The organism is Streptomyces yangpuensis (genome assembly GCF_024666385.1).
Taxonomy (GTDB): Bacteria; Actinomycetota; Actinomycetes; order Streptomycetales; family Streptomycetaceae; genus Streptomyces; species Streptomyces yangpuensis.
Genome location: NZ_CP102514.1, coordinates 4,712,881 through 4,725,825 on the forward strand (window position 1 = coordinate 4,712,881; position 12,945 = coordinate 4,725,825).

The 12,945-nt window shown below is 71.6% G+C and carries 9 protein-coding genes; 3 read left to right on the forward strand and 6 right to left on the reverse strand.

The genetic code is table 11. The features are described from left to right. Window positions 1–229: 229 nt before the first annotated feature. Window positions 230–2,518: a transglycosylase domain-containing protein gene (locus NRK68_RS21720; RefSeq protein ID WP_183069769.1), complete on the forward strand. Its 2,289-nt coding sequence runs from the start codon at window positions 230–232 to the stop codon at window positions 2,516–2,518. Window positions 2,519–2,580: 62 nt separating this feature from the next. On the opposite strand, the gene NRK68_RS21725 is transcribed toward NRK68_RS21720, so the two are convergent. The 3 genes from NRK68_RS21725 to NRK68_RS21735 all read right to left on the reverse strand — a co-directional run bounded on the left by NRK68_RS21725 (window position 2,581) and on the right by NRK68_RS21735 (window position 7,371). Further along, window positions 2,581–4,827, reverse strand: a complete 2,247-nt coding sequence (locus NRK68_RS21725; RefSeq protein ID WP_257856477.1) for an ATP-binding SpoIIE family protein phosphatase — start codon at window positions 4,825–4,827, stop codon at window positions 2,581–2,583. Between the two features lie 308 nt (window positions 4,828–5,135). Continuing rightward, window positions 5,136–5,855 carry a cytidylyl-2-hydroxypropylphosphonate hydrolase gene (gene fomD, locus NRK68_RS21730; RefSeq protein WP_183069767.1) on the reverse strand — a complete coding sequence of 240 codons (720 nt, stop codon included), beginning with the start codon at window positions 5,853–5,855 and terminating at the stop codon, window positions 5,136–5,138. Between the two features lie 112 nt (window positions 5,856–5,967). Next, complete coding sequence (locus tag NRK68_RS21735; protein WP_183069766.1) at window positions 5,968–7,371, reverse strand: class II fumarate hydratase; 1,404 nt, start codon at window positions 7,369–7,371, stop codon at window positions 5,968–5,970. Window positions 7,372–7,480: 109 nt separating this feature from the next. On the opposite strand from NRK68_RS21735, the gene NRK68_RS21740 reads away from it, so the two are divergent. After that, window positions 7,481–9,007, forward strand: coding sequence for a ricin-type beta-trefoil lectin domain protein (locus NRK68_RS21740; RefSeq protein WP_257856478.1), 1,527 nt, complete (start codon window positions 7,481–7,483; stop codon window positions 9,005–9,007). A 248-nt stretch (window positions 9,008–9,255) separates the two neighbouring features. Here NRK68_RS21740 and NRK68_RS21745 read toward each other — a convergent pair whose 3' ends face one another. After that, window positions 9,256–10,026, reverse strand: coding sequence for a glycerophosphodiester phosphodiesterase (locus tag NRK68_RS21745; RefSeq protein ID WP_183069764.1), 771 nt, complete (start codon window positions 10,024–10,026; stop codon window positions 9,256–9,258). Window positions 10,027–10,078: 52 nt separating this feature from the next. On the opposite strand from NRK68_RS21745, the gene NRK68_RS21750 reads away from it, so the two are divergent. After that, window positions 10,079–10,435, forward strand: a complete 357-nt coding sequence (locus tag NRK68_RS21750; protein WP_183069763.1) for a hypothetical protein — start codon at window positions 10,079–10,081, stop codon at window positions 10,433–10,435. Between the two features lie 18 nt (window positions 10,436–10,453). Here the strand turns inward: NRK68_RS21750 and NRK68_RS21755 are convergent, their stop codons facing one another. Further along, window positions 10,454–11,071, reverse strand: a complete 618-nt coding sequence (locus tag NRK68_RS21755) for a hypothetical protein (protein WP_257856479.1) — start codon at window positions 11,069–11,071, stop codon at window positions 10,454–10,456. A 141-nt stretch (window positions 11,072–11,212) separates the two neighbouring features. Continuing rightward, a complete protein-coding gene (locus tag NRK68_RS21760) occupies window positions 11,213–12,877 on the reverse strand; it encodes a fumarate hydratase (RefSeq protein WP_257856480.1) in 1,665 nt (554 codons plus the stop codon). Window positions 12,878–12,945: the final 68 nt, after the last annotated feature.

Genomic DNA, 12,945 nt, shown 5'->3' on the forward strand with positions numbered 1-12,945 from the left:
TTCGCCCCGTTTCTCTGCGCACGGCCGGTCGGGCCGCTTAGCAAAGTGATATCACTTTTTTGCGCAATGGCAACCCATCCGCTTATCTGAGCGTCGGTTCCTGTGATGTGGGTGCTGATTCTCACGTCCGAAATGACCGGAATTAGTCCGGATTGGCCAAACTTTGTCACAGCCTGCGGTGTTAGCTTTCTGAGTTGACGTCGGGGGGTAATCGAGCGGAGCGGGAGCGATGGGCCGAGCAGAAGCGCGTAAGGCGCAGCAGCAGCGCGGTGCGCGGCGGGCGCCGAGCGGACGCGCGAAGGGCGCCAAGGAAGGCGGGGGCGCCGGGAAGCGCACGGGCATACGCCGCTTCTTCAACTGGAAGACGATCCTGGGCACGTTCCTGGGAGTCAGCCTGCTGCTCATGGCTGCGGCGGTCGTCCTCTACTACTCGGTGGACGAGCCCACCGACCCGAACAAGCAGGCGACGCTTCAGAGCAACACCTACCGGTGGTCCGACGGCTCGATCATGGCCAACACCGGCAAGATGAACCGCGAGAACGTCACCCTCGACAAGATCCCGGTCGATGTCCGCACCGCCTTCATCGCCATCGAGAACAAGTCCTTCTACCAGGACCGCGGCATCGACGTGATGGGCGTGGCCCGAGGCCTGTTCAACACGGTCCGCGGCAAGGGCACGGCCGGCGGCTCCACGATCACCCAGCAGTACGTCAAGAACTACTACCTGACGCAGGACCAGTCGGCCGTCCGCAAGCTCAGGGAGCTGGTGATCGCTCTCAAGGTCGACGAGCGCATGGAGAAGGACGACATCCTCGCCGGGTACCTGAACACCAACTTCTACGGCCGCAACGCCTACGGCATCCAGGCGGCGGCCCAGGCCTTCTACGGTGTCGACGCGGACAAGCTGACGCTGGAACAGGGCGCCTACCTCGCCTCCGTCATCCAGGCGCCCAGCCAGTACGACCTCGCGACCGCCGGCCCGAACGGCAAGCGGCTGGTCAACATCCGCTTCAACGCCGTTCTCGACAACATGGTCGAGATGGGCAAGCTGGACGAGGCCAAGCGCAAGACCATGACGCTTCCCGAGCCCATCAAGCCCAAGCCCCGCCCGGGCATGGACGGGCAGAAGGGCTACCTGGTCCAGGCCGCCAACGACGAGCTGAACAAGCAGAACATCACCGACGCCATGATCACGGCGGGCGGCTGGAACATCACGCTCAACGTCGACAAGAACAAGCAGAGCGCACTGGAGAAGGCGGTCCACGACGAGCTGGAGTCCAAGCTCGACCGCAAGGACACCAAGAACCGCCCGCAGGACCAGAGCGTCCAGGCCGGCGCCACCTCCGTGGACCCCAAGACCGGCGCCATCGTCGCCATGTACGGCGGCGTGGGCCTGGAGGAGAAGTCCGCGAGCAACGCGCTGCGCACGGACTACCAGCCGGGCTCGACCTTCAAGCCGATCGTGCTCGCCTCCGCCCTGGAGAACGGTTCCAACACCCAGGACGGCAAGCCGATCACCCCGAACGCGCTCTACGACGGCACGAGCAAGCGCCCGGTCGTCGGCAGCAAGATCCCGTTCAACCCGCAGAACCAGGACAACACCAACTACGGCACCCCGATGATGACGGTCCAGGAAGCGACCAACTTCTCGGTGAACTCCGTCTACGCGCAGATGATCGTGGACGTCAAGCCGCCCAACGCGAAGAAGACGGCCCTGGAACTGGGCATGCAGGACCGCGAGGGCTGGCCCGAGGACAAGCCGGCCATGGCCCTGGGCACCATGAGCGCGAACACCGTCGAAATGGCCGGCGTCTACGCCACCTTCGACAACCACGGCAAGAAGGTCACGCCGACCATCATCAAGAAGGCCGAGCACAAGGACCGCGAGTTCACCCCCCAGGAGGCGGTGGGCAGCCAGGCCATCAGCCGCAAGACCGCCGACACCGTCACCAAGGTGCTCCAGGGCGTCGTGGAGGACGAGGGCGGTTCCGGCAACAAGGTCCGCAGCAGCGCCTACGAGGCGGGCGGCAAGACCGGCACCACCGAGTCCAACGTCGCGGCCTGGTTCACCGGCTACACGCCGGAACTGGTCACGGTCGTCGCCATGTTCGGCGAGGACCCCAACAGCCACAGCCAGGTGACCCTGACCGGCACCGCCGGCCTGGGCCGCGCGGGCGGTTCCAGCTTCCCCGCCTCGATCTGGAAGGCGTACACCCTCGCCGCCCTCAAGGGCGGCAGCACCGGCAAGTTCCAGCTGACCGAGGCCGACATGGGCGCCGTGCAGACGCCGTCCCGCAGCACCTCGCCGACCGCCTCGACGAGTCCGTCCCCCACCCCGACGACGGTCACCACCAGCCCGACGCAGTCCCCGACACAGACGTCGCCGACTCCCACCGCGACCAAGACGGGACCGACGCCCAGCGGGACGACGTCCCCGACGGCCACGCCCACCAAGACCAACGGCCCCAAGCCGCCGGACCCGCCGGTCCTGGGTGAACACCAGGGCGGCGGCAACTGACACAGCGCCGCCCCGCAGCCAGCAGGCTGCGGGGCGGCGCTCTTTCGTTCACCCGCCTACGGTCAGCGGCGTTCGCCCGCGGCCGACAGCGGCAGCGGCAGCTCGAACCAGACGACCTTTCCGCTGCTGAGCCGGGTCGCGCCCCAGCGGCGGGCCAGCCGGTTGACCAGGAACAGGCCGCGGCCGCCCTCGTCGGTGTCCCGCGCCCGGCGCTGGCGCGGCAGCTGCGGGGAGTCGTCGCCGACCTCGCAGCGCAGTACGTCCGTCCGCAGCAGACGCAGCGTCACGGGCCGCTCCGCGTACCGGACGGCATTGGTGACCACCTCGCTCACCAGCAGCTCCAGCGAGTCGCTCAGCTCCTCCAGGCCCCACCGGGTCAGGGCGCGGCGGGCGAACCGCCGGGCCCGTCCCGGAGCGGTCTCCTCCGGGTCCAGGAACCAGTACGCGACGTCACTGGGCGCGATGCCGTCGAACCGGGCCGCGAGCAGCGCGATGTCGTCGTCCCGGTCGCCCGGGCCCAGCATGTCCAGGACGTCGTCGCAGAGGGCCTCCAGCGGCGGCGGGTGGTCCAGGCCGGTCAGCTGGGCGGTGGTGGCCAGGCGCTCGCGCAACTGCTCGATGCCGGTCCACACGTCCCGCAGCCGCGACTCGACCAGGCCGTCCGTGTAGAGCAGCAGCGTGGCTCCGGCGGGCGCGTCCAGCTCCACCGCCTCGAAGTCCACGCCGCCGACGCCGATGGGGGCGCCGGGCGGTACACGCAGCACCTCGGCCCGGCCGCCCAGGTGCAGCAGCACCGGCGGCGGATGGCCCGCGTTGGCGATGGTGATCCGGTGCGCGACCGGGTCGTAGACGGCGTACATGCAGGTGGCCATGCGGTCCGTGCCCAGGCGCTGCGCCTGCTCGTCCAGGTGGTGCAGCACCTCGGCGGGCGGCAGGTCCAGCTGCGCGAGGGTCTGGGCGGTGGTGCGGAGCTGGCCCATGATCGCGGCGGAGGTCATGGAGTGGCCCATGACGTCGCCGACGACGAGCGCCACCCGGCTGCCGGGCAGCGGTATGGCGTCGTACCAGTCGCCGCCGACCCGGGCCGTCTCGGCCGCGGGCAGGTAGCGGGAGGCCAGCCGCACCCCGGTGGGCTGCGGCAGGCTGTCAGGCAGCATGGTGCGCTGCAGTTCGTCGGCGATGTACGCCTCGCGGCCGTAGAGGACCGCCTTGTCGATGCCGAGCGCGGTGTGGGTGGCCAGCTGGGCGGCGACCAGCAGGTCGTTCTGCTCGAAGGCCGGACGTTCGGGGCTGCGCAGGAAGACCGCGGCGCCGATCACCCGGCGGCGGCCCCGCAGGGGCGCCAGGACCGCCCGGTTGCCGCGCGGCAGCGGATGGTCCAGCCCGAGCAGCTCGGGCAGGGCCGTACCTGCGGCGGCGGAGCACCCGAAGACGGGCCGTACGCCGCGCAGCACCTCGGCGAGCGCGCCGCCGGGCCGGATCTCGCACAGCTCCGCCGCGGGCAGGTCACCCTGCGGGCCGACCAGCGGCAGCTGGCTGAAGTCGAGCTCGCCGGTGGCCCCCGCGGCCCCGGCGAGGTCCATCCCCGCGCCGATGGTGCTGCTGATGTCGGTGAGGTCGTCGATCGGCCGCAGCCGGTCGGTGCGGCGCAGCCTTAAAACGACCGGGCCGACGGGCCGTTCGTCGCCGACCGGGAGCGGATCGCGCAGGTAGACGAGGATGGCGTCGGAGAAGGTCGGGACGGTGGCCCGGCACAGGCCGAGGACGATCTCGTCGAGGTCGATGCCGCGGGCGATCCGCCGGGTGGCGGCGCCGACGAAGCGCAGCCGGTCCCCCTCGCGGCGCGCCGCGGTCGCGTCCGGGGCGCCCCCTGCCGGTGTGCCGGGCCCGCCGGCCCCCTGGAGGCCCGCAGCGCCGCCCCCGGCGGCCGCCGGGGGCGGACCGGCCCCCGTGGCGCGCGCGGCGGCCTCGTGGGCCTCGGGGGTGTCCGCGGTGTCCCGGGGACGGGCGTTGTCGTGATTCTGGCCCGGGCCGGCGCCCGCACCGGCGGGGACCTCCGCCGACGCCGCTCCGCGCGGCCGGGGCAGCCCCGCGGCCGGGCCCGCCGCCGAGCGCGCGGCCCGCACGTCGGAAGCCGCCGCGGCGGCCGCCGCGCCCGGCTCGGCCGCGGGGCCGGTGCCGGCGCCCGGGGCATGCGTGCGTACGGCCTCGGTGGCGGCGATGGGCGCCTTGCCGTGGCCGGCCTCGTCCGTACCTCCGCCGGAGGCGACGGGCTGCGGGCCCTCCTGGGAGGTGGGGTACTCCGTCACGCGTGGAATTCCGTCCGTTTGCGCTCGATGTGCGCTGCACTCAACTCGGTCAGTCGCGGTATACCCGCTCAGCGGCCCGGGCACCATCGCCCAGAGGTACCTCGCTCGAACTTCTCCCCCCGGCCCCACGGCCGGGAGCGCCCCGGGCGGAACCCGCCCCCTCGTCGCCTCTCCTCGTGTGTCGACCTCCGGTCAGATCCCGTGTGCGGAAGACCACTTGCCGATGTGCGGCCCGACCGCACCGCCTCGAGCGCGTGACCTCGCGGAGGACGATCCTACGTTTGAACCCCGGGGGCGCATCAAGGGTCTCATGAGGTCATATGCGCCGGGGTGCGGTCCCAGTCGTCGGGCAGGGCCGGAATCCGCCAGGCCGGATCCGGCCGCCAGTCCTCCCAGCCGGCCGAGAACGGAGCGGCCCATTCCTCGATCGCCGCGACCGCCGCGCGACCGGCTTCCCGTACCCGCAGCGCCTGCTCACGGCCCATCAGACCGGAGCGCTGGGCCTGGGCGAACTCGTCCTCGTCCAGCCACTTCCAGCTGCGGTCGGGGTAGACGGCGATGTCCAGGAAGTGGTCCACGGAATCCACTCCTGCGGCCCATCTGGAGCGCGGCTCCTCCAGGTTCACGTACCAGTTCTTGAACTGCCAGCCCGGTCCCCAGAACAGCCAGACCGACCAGGGGTCCCCGGGGCGGGCCAGTTTCAGGACACCGCCGCCGAACCAGCGCGAGCGCACGGTGGTGCGCGGCGCGGTGTAGCGGGTGGCGAGCGGTTCCTCGTGGACGGACGTGCCGTCGGCGAGGACCGGTTTGACGCATTCGGTGCCGGGGGCCATCCAGACGGCGAGCAGCTCGTCGGTGTCCTGCACCACGGTCACCGGGCGGCAGATGTGCACCGCGCCCGGCGGTCCCGGGACGTGGTCGCGGTAGCGCCAGAGGATCCGGTCCCCGGGTGCCCAGCGCGTGCCACGTGCGGGGCCGGTCGGCGTGCCCGGCGTCCGGCCGCCCCCGGACTCGAAGGTACCTGTCATGCGCAGATCTTAGGGCGGGGGCCCGTGCGCCCGCTGCGGTGCAGGTCACCGAGCGGTTCGGGGACGGTGAACGACCGGATCCGGCCCCCGCCCGGGGGGTGCGGACGGCCGGTCAGGGACGTGTCATGCGCAGGACGTCCAGGGCCTCGTCGAGCTGTTCCAGGGTGAGGGCACCGCGCTCCACGTAGCCGGACTCCAGCACGATCTCCCTGATCGTCCGGCGCTCGGCGAGGGACCGCTTGGCCACCTTCGCGGCCTCCTCGTAGCCGATGTAGCGGTTGAGCGGGGTGACCACGGAGGGCGAGGACTCGGCGTACTCCCTGGCCCGGGCCTCGTCGGCGGTGATCCCGTCGACCGTGCGGTCCGCCAGCAGGCGGCTCGCGGCGGCCAGCAGCCGGATCGATTCGAGGAGGTTCCTGGCCATCACCGGGAGCATCACATTGAGCTCGAAGTTGCCGGAGGCCCCCGCCACCGCGACGGTGGCGTCGTTCCCCATGACCTGTGCGGCGACCATCAGGACGGCCTCCGGGACCACCGGATTGACCTTCCCGGGCATGATCGAGGAGCCGGGCTGGAGGTCCGGGAGACTGATTTCGGCCAATCCGGTCCGCGGGCCCGAGGCCATCCAGCGCAGATCGTTGCAGATCTTGGTGAGCGAGACGGCGACCGTACGGAGCATGCCCGAGGTCTCCACCAGCGCGTCCCGCGCTCCCTGGGCCTCGAAGTGGTCGCGGGCCTCGGTCAGCGGCAGTCCGGTCGCGACCGCGACCTCGGCGATCACGGCGGCGGAGAAGCCGGGCGGGGTGTTGATGCCGGTGCCCACCGCGGTTCCGCCCAGGGGGAGTTCGGCGAGCCGGGGCAGGGACGAGCGCAGCCGCTCGACGCCGTAGCGGATCTGGGCCGCGTAGCCGCCGAACTCCTGGCCGAGGGTGACCGGGGTGGCGTCCATCAGGTGGGTCCGGCCGGCCTTGACCACGTGCTCGAACTCGGCCGCCTTGCGCTCCAGCGCGGCGGCGAGCCGCTCCAGGGCCGGTACCAGGTCGTTCGCGACGGCGGCGGTGGCGGCGATGTGGATGGACGACGGGAAGACGTCGTTCGAGCTCTGCGAGGCGTTGACGTGGTCGTTGGGGTGCACGTCCCGGCCGAGGCGCTCGGTGGCCAGGGTGGCGATCACCTCGTTGGTGTTCATGTTGGACGAGGTCCCGGAGCCGGTCTGGAAGACGTCCACGGGGAAGTGCTCGTCCCAGCGGCCCTCCGCGACCTCGGCGGCCGCGGACCGGATCGCGTCGGCCACGTCCTGGTCCACCACGCCGAGGCGGGCGTTCACCAGCGCCGCCGCGGCCTTGATCCGGGCGAGGGCCTCGATGTGGGCCCGCTCCAGCCGCTGCCCGGAGACGGGGAAGTTCTCCACGGCGCGCTGGGTCTGCGCCCGCCACTTGGCGTGCAGGGGCACCCGTACGTCGCCCATGGAGTCGTGCTCCGTCCGGAACTCCCCGGCCTGCTGATCGTCTGTCATGTCTGCTGCCTCCTCGAAAAAGGTGAGCAATTCTCTTGTTGGAAGTGTTCCCAACTCCCCTACTGACCAGTAAATACCGGGGGTGACACCGATATCCGGGGAGGCGTCCATGGCACGTTCCCGCACGAGATCCACGCTCAGATCTACCTTCGCCGCCGTCGCGGCGTTCGCGGCCGCCCTGGGGGGCGTCACCGCCGTCACCCCCATGGCCCAGGCGGCCACCACCACCGGGGTCGTCAAACCCCTCCCGCCCGAGCTGGAGGCGATCCGCGCGGCCGAAGCCGTCACGATCTACGGCGACCCGGCCGTGCGCCCACCGGCCGACCGCAGGACCGGCCTGATCTCGCTGGGCGACAGCGAGATATCCGGCGAGGGCGTCGGCACCTACGACCCGGCGACCAACACCCCCACCAACCAGTGCCACCGCTCGCCCGACGCGGCGATCCACCGCACCGGCATCCCGGCCGACCTGACCTTCAACGTCGCCTGCTCCGGCGGCTACACCGGCAACATCAGGATCGGCGGCAGCAAGCAGTACGCCGACGAGCTGGTGCAGAGCGACAGTCTCGCCATCAAGGCCCGCAACACCAGGATCAAGATGGTCCTGCTGGTTGCAGGCGCCAACGACGACCTGCAGTTCGGCCCGGTCATGACCGACTGCGTGACCCGCTGGGTGCTCAGCCGGGGCACCTGCGAGCCCACGTACGCACCCGGCTGGCAGGCCCGCGTCGACGGCCTCCGGCCCAAGGTGGAAGCCACGGTCGCCGACCTCAGGACGGTCATGCGCGACGCCGGCTACGCGGACGCCGACTACAAACTCGTCGTGATGGGCTACCCCAGCCCCATCGGCCCCGACTTCCACGACAACCCGAACTTCCCCGGGAAACTGCCCGGCGGCTGCGCCGGCTACGACTCGGACGCCACCTGGGGCCGCAACTACGCGGTGCCCACCTTCGAGAAGGGCATGCGCGCGGCGGCCCTGGCCTCCGGCGCGATCTACCTCGACAACTCCCGCCTCTTCCACGGCCACGAGGTGTGCATGGAGGACACCTGGGCCCGCGGCCTCTACCTGGACCTCGCGGACCACTTCCCCTGGGACGAGAACACCACCCGCCAGTCCTTCCACCCCAACTACCGCGGACACGGCGCCTTCGCGTCCTGCCTGACCCAGCTCTACGACTCGGGCCTGCGCGAGGCCTCCTGCGCCGACCCCGCGAGCACCGGCAGGCCCGTCCTCCAGGCCGGGGCCTGGGACGACAAGTTCGCACCCCTGCGGAACGAGGCCACCGGCAACTGCCTCGACTCCTTCGGCGGCTCCAGCGCCAACGGGACGAAGGCCGTGGGCTGGGACTGCCACGGCGGCCGCAACCAGGGCTGGTGGTACGACACCGCCCGCAGGTCCGTCCACATCGAGCTGACCCAGGACCGCTGCCTCGACGCCCCCGGCGCGAACTACGGCTCCGGCACCGGCCTGATCATCTGGAACTGCCATGGCGGAGCCAACCAGCAGTTCCTCCGCGACGGAGCCACCCTCCGGCCCGCCGCCGCCCCGGCCATGTGCCTGACCGTGGCCGCCGCCCACGAACCGCTGCGCCTCCAGCCCTGCAACGGAACCGCGAACCAGCGCTTCGCATGACCGGCGCTCCGCACTGACCGCCGGCTCCACCCACCCGATCCCCTCGTTCCCACCCGATCCCCCGCCCCCACCCGATCCCCCCACGCCCGGCCGGCGCACCCCGGCCGGGTGTTCCCGTACCCGTACCCGTACCTGCGATTCGGCGGCCGTCGCACCACCCGCCCCCACGCGATCTGAGCGGGGGAGGGGCCAGGCGCGCGAGAGCCCCGGCTCCGTACCGGCGGATCCGGGCCGGGCCCGGGCCCGACTCAGCGGGCCGCCTCCAGCTGCTCCCGCACCTCGCGCGGCCGGTTGGTGATCAGGGTGTCCACGCCGAGCCGCAGGCACAGCTCCACGTCCGCCGGCTCGTCCACCGTCCACACCCGTACCGCCAGCCCCTTCGCCTTCAGACGCCCCACCAGCCCCGGGTCCCGGCGCACCAGATCGATGCCCGGGCCGGCATGCCCCGCGAACGGCGGCCGGACCGGCCGCAGCCGCCGCTCGATCAGGTAGACCGCCGGCAGGCCCGGTGCGAGCCGGTTGAGCCTGATCAGAGCGTTGCGCGAGAAGCTCATCACCTCGACCAGCCCCGCCCGGCCGTCGGCCAGCCCGTGCTCCTTCAGGACCCGCACCAGCTCGGCCTCCAGCCGGCCGCCCGCACGGGTGGGGTGCTTGGTCTCCACGGCCAGCCCGACGGGCCGGCCGGCGGCCAGCGCCTCCTTCAGCAGGTCCTCGAAGAGCAGCACCTGCGCCCCCCGGTGCTCCGCACCCTTCCAACGGCCGAAGTCGAGGGCGCACAACTCCTCGTACGTCATCTCCGACACCACCCCGCGCCCGTCCGAGGTCCGCTCCACACGCCGGTCGTGCACACAGACCAGCTTGTGGTCGGCGGTGAGCCGTACGTCGCATTCGAGAGCGTCGGCACCGTCCGCGATGGCCTGCCGGTAGGCGGCGAGGGTGTGCTCGGGGTGCTCGTGGGAGGCCCCGCGATGGGCGACGACCCGGACGGCGCGGTCGGTACGGAGCTGCGTGTGCGTCATGCCCCGACGTTATCCGCATGCGCGGGACGCCCCGGTACCGCATGCTGCGCGGATGGCGGAACAGCAGATGTACGGGGTCACGCACTGCGAGCCCTGCGAGGAGTGCGTCCGGGAGGAATGGCAGTCCATCCGGGACGGCACGCTGCGCTGGGAGGCGTACGAGTACTGCCCGCGCTGCCTGGTCCAGGCGTGCGACCGGGGCCGGGGCGTACCCCCGCCGTGGGTCCGGGAGCGCATCCTCGCCCGGGAGGGCGCCGTCCACCTGCCGGTCGGTGGGCCCGGCGGGGTGCCGATCGCGCTGCTGCGCCGGGTGTACGGGCTGAGCATCGCCGAGGTCGTGGCCGCGCGGGAGCAGGGGTACCGGGCCACCCCCGTCGAGGCCCGGTACCTGATGGCGCCGACGCCGTGACCACGGCTGCGGCTACGGCTACGGCTGCGGCAGGGGCTCCGGCCGCGGGGCCAGCGGGGCCGGGGTGACCTTGAAGCCGCCCTTGGTGACCTCGGTGAAGGGCGCCGGGGCCATGCAGGTGCCGACCGTCGCCTCGGCGACCGACCCGTCGGGCTTCACGTCGACGTTCACGATCCCCCACGAGAAGCCGACGCGGTCGGGCGCCCCGCGCTCGCCGTCCTGGACGCTCAGGCCGATCCGCTTGCCCTCCCCGCCGACGTTCGAGCTCGTGACCACCGCGGTGACCGTGGCGGTCCTGCCGCCCGTCACCATGCAGTCCACCTCGGCCTCGGCGACGGCCGTGAAGCCCTGGTCCGGTATCGCGTGGTAGATGGTCACCCGGCCCCGTGCGTCCGTCGGCAGGCCCTGCTCCATGTTCTCGGCCTTCCGGGGCTTGCTCCAGGGCACCGACTCGGCGTCGACCGTGAAGCGGATGTCGTGCGAGGCGGGCGCGTACGGGTAGTGCACGGTGCCGCCCCCGTGCACCGAGGCGACCTTCGGCGCGGCCGGCGCCGCCGGGGCGGGCGCGGCCGCCACCAGGGTGCCCAGCAGAGCGGCGGCTCCGGCGACGGCCAGGGCGCGCATACGGTTCTTCATCGTCAACTCCCGTGTTCCACAAGCATGCCGGTTACGGGAAAAGCCTCGCCGCCCACGCCCTGCGACTCCATCTGCCGATCGGCGGAAACAGCCGAGGGGCCCTCTGCCGATCGGCAGAGGGCCCCTCACGACCAGCGCGTACTACAGGCCGGGACCGCGCACCGGGATGTGCGTGAACGTCGGCTCGGGAGCCGGGTTCTGGAAGAAGTCGTTGCCCTTGTCGTCGACCACGATGAAGGCCGGGAAGTCCTCGACCTCGATCTTCCAGACGGCCTCCATGCCGAGCTCCTCGTACTCCAGGACCTCGACCTTCTTGATGCAGTCCTGGGCCAGGCGCGCCGCGGGGCCGCCGATCGAGCCCAGGTAGAAGCCGCCGTGCGCGGCGCACGCGTCCGTCACCTGCTGGGAGCGGTTGCCCTTGGCCAGCATGACCTTGGAGCCGCCCGCCGCCTGGAACTGCTCGACGTAGGAGTCCATACGGCCGGCCGTGGTCGGGCCGAAGGAGCCCGAGGCGTAGCCCTCGGGGGTCTTCGCGGGGCCGGCGTAGTAGACCGGGTGGTCCTTCAGGTACTGCGGCATGTCGGCGCCCGAGTCCAGCAGCTCCTTGATCTTGGCGTGCGCGATGTCGCGCGCCACGACCAGCGGGCCGGTCAGCGACAGGCGGGTCTTGACCGGGTGCTTGGTCAGGGTCGCGAGGATGTCGTCCATCGGCTGGTTCAGGTCGATGGAGACGACGTCCGAGGCCTCGGAGAGGTGCTCGTCCGTGGTGTCGGGCAGGAAGCGGGCCGGGTCGCGCTCCAGCTGCTCCAGGAAGACGCCCTCGGCGGTGATCTTCGCGGTGGCCTGGCGGTCCGCCGAGCAGGAGACGGCGATCGCGACGGGCAGCGAGGCGCCGTGGCGGGGCAGGCGCACGACGCGGACGTCGTGGCAGAAGTACTTGCCGCCGAACTGCGCGCCGATGCCGATCTTCTGGGTGAGCTCGAAGACCTGCTGCTCCAGGGCCTCGTCGCGGAAGCCGTGGCCCAGCGGGGAACCCTCGCGCGGCAGCTCGTCCAGGTAGTGCGCGGAGGCGTACTTCGCGGTCTTCAGCGCGTGCTCGGCGGAGGTGCCGCCGACCACGATCGCCAGGTGGTACGGCGGGCAGGCCGCGGTGCCGAGCGAGCGGATCTTCTCCTCCAGGAACTTCATCATGGAGGCCTCGTTGAGGACCGCCTTGGTCTCCTGGTAGAGGAAGGACTTGTTGGCGGAGCCGCCGCCCTTGGCCATGAAGAGGAACTTGTACGCGCCGCCGTCGGTCGCGTACAGCTCGATCTGCGCGGGCAGGTTCGAGCCGGTGTTCTTCTCCTCCCACATGGTGAGGGGCGCCATCTGCGAGTAGCGCAGGTTCAGGCGGGTGTAGGCGTCGTAGATGCCGCGCGAGAGGGCCGCCTCGTCGCCGCCCTCGGTGAGGACGTTCTGGCCGCGCTTGCCCATGACGATCGCCGTGCCCGTGTCCTGGCACATCGGCAGCACGCCGGCCGCCGCGATGTTGGCGTTCTTCAGGAGGTCCAGGGCGACGAACTTGTCGTTCGAGGAGGCCTCGGGGTCGTCGATGATGCGGCGCAGCTGCGCGAGGTGCGCGGGGCGCAGGAAGTGCTGGATGTCGTGGATGGCCTCTTCGGCGAGCTTGCGCAGCGCCTCCGGCTCGACCTTGAGGAACGTACGGCCGTCCGCCTCGAAGGTGGACACGCCCTCGGCGGTCACCAGCCGGTAGGGGGTGGTGTCCTCGCCCAGGGGCAGCAGGTCGGTGTACGCGAACTCCGGCATTGGGGCCATTCCTCACTCGGCAGACAGCACTGACGACCAAATTGGCAGCGCAGTCCACCAGCGTAGAA